Below are 2,218 nucleotides of genomic sequence, written 5' to 3' on the forward strand. Positions count from 1 at the left end.
ATCGGTGCGCCGTGACGGCGCGGGAGGGTAGTATGACATAGTTAGAACCTCTCCTAGCTTTGCTGATTTTCGACCGACGGCTGCAATGCCGTCCCTTTCGTGGGAACAGCGAAAGGAAGGGGACCGAAAAGCTGGACCGGGTGTCGCCGGTTCGGTGCCATAAGCAGATCGGTCTGAACTGTACCGGACGGAAGCCATCACTACCGGGCCGGGCTACCGCAGTGCTCATGGTGAGACAACGAAGTGCGTGATTGAAGCCTCTGAATATCCGAGAAGTTTCCCAACCGTGATGGCGGGGGAGACAAACAGCGCGATCAGACATGGCAGGGCTCAATGTTCCCTGCTGAGGGGTGCGAGAAATACGCACTCGGGGTGGGCGAGTTCCTTTAACCCACTCTCCGCATCGCCAGGGGTATAGCGCACCACCTACAGGCACGAAGGTTGAAAATCGGAACACGGGAACTTGAGTCGTCTGCCCGGCAGGAACCGGGCTAGCCGCGACGACCGGAGACGGGCGCGCTCAAGGGCGGAGCCTCCGTAGTAGTCCGAGCCCAGGAAAGCCGGGCACATGGCGAAGGGAGGCAGGAAGATGATCGGTTGGCATGACGGAGGAGTGATCTGTGGACACGGATCATCAGGCTGATGAAGCTTGGGTACTCGGCGTTCAGCGCAAACTGTATCAGTGGAGTAAGGCGAATCCCGACGATCAGTGGAGGGACATGTGGGGCTGGTTGACAGACTCGCGCATGCTTCGTCACGCTTGGCGTCGCGTGTCCACCAATAAGGGCGGGCGCACGGCCGGGGTCGACGGGATGACCGTAGGACGCATCCGGAAGAGAGGAGAGCTACGCTTTCTCGACCAGCTTCAGGCTGAACTGCGCTCCTGCGCGTACAGACCGAGCCCGGCGAGGCGCAAGCTCATCCCCAAAGCCGGTAAACCGGGGCAGTTCCGGCCCCTGGGCATTCCCACGGTCAAGGACCGCGTCGTACAAAGCGCGGTCAAAACACTTCTGGAGCCAATCTTCGAGGCGCAGTTCTGGCATGTTTCCTATGGGTTCAGGCCCGGACGGAGCACGCACGGCGCCTTGGAGCATATCCGACGGGCTGCTCAGTCGCATAAACGCGGCGGGGATACCCGGAGGCACGGGATGCCATATCCGTGGGTCATCGAGGGAGACATAAAGGGCTGTTTTGACAACATCAACCATCACTATCTGATGGAACGGCTACGCAAACGCGTCGCCGACCAGCGGGTAGTACGGTTGGTCGGGCAGTTCCTGAAAGCCGGCGTGCTGGCGGAGGAGCAGTTCTTCCGCACGGAAGCCGGAACCCCGCAGGGTGGGATCATATCACCGCTGCTCGCCAACATCGCGCTCAGCGCGATTGAGGAGAGATATAAACGGTGGGTGCATCCTGATCTGACGGGGAGGTCTTCACGACAATCGATACTCTCGGCGGCATCAGGTAGACGTATGTGGGATCGCAAAGCAGGGCACTGCGTTTGCTTCCCCGTACGCTATGCGGACGACTTTGTGGTGCTGGTCTCCGGTACGCAGGAAGAGGCTATTGCGGAGAAATCCGCGCTGGCAAAATACCTGCAGGAGACGACAGGCCTCGAGCTGTCACCGGAAAAGACGAAGATCACAGCAATGACGGACGGGTTCGAGTTCCTCGGGTTCCGCTTCGTCATGAAATGGGACAGACGCTACGGATATTGTGCACGTGTACAAATCCCCAAGGCCAAGTCCCACGATCTCCGTCACAAAGTCAAGGAGTGCACCGGGCGCACCAGCGCCAGAGGCACCCTTGGTGCAAAGCTTCAGGAGCTTAATCCCCTCTTGCGCGGATGGGCGAATTACTTCCGCTTCTGCTACGGAGCCAGCAACGTGTTCACCAGCCTCGACTGGTACACCGGGGATCGACTCTGGCGCTGGCAGCGGAAAGTCCGCCCAAACGCCAACGCGAGCGAAATCGCAAAAGGCCGACAACGCAGCAGTCGCCGTCCGACGGTGAGACTGTGGCGCGATGGGTCCGTCGAGCAATATATGCTCGCATGGATCCCGGTCTGCCGGTTTCGTCTGGCGTGGATGGGAACGCCAAACTTCGCCATATCTTCTGGCGAGCCGGATGCATAACGAAAGGTGCACGTCCGGTTCTGCGAGGGGTGGTGAGAAACGGACCGCCGCAAGGCGGTACCGCGCTCGCCACCTACTCTACA

At 60.0% G+C, this 2,218-nt stretch carries 1 protein-coding gene; it reads left to right on the forward strand.

Annotated elements, in window-relative coordinates; genetic code table 11:
- Positions 1-620 precede the first annotated feature (620 nt).
- On the forward strand, positions 621-2,135 hold the full coding sequence (ltrA, locus tag NKI08_RS34305) for a group II intron reverse transcriptase/maturase (protein ID WP_352775912.1): 1,515 nt from the start codon (positions 621-623) through the stop codon (positions 2,133-2,135).
- Positions 2,136-2,218: the final 83 nt, after the last annotated feature.

This window comes from Mesorhizobium sp. M0768 (assembly GCF_040320195.1).
GTDB lineage: Bacteria > Pseudomonadota > Alphaproteobacteria > Rhizobiales > Rhizobiaceae > Mesorhizobium.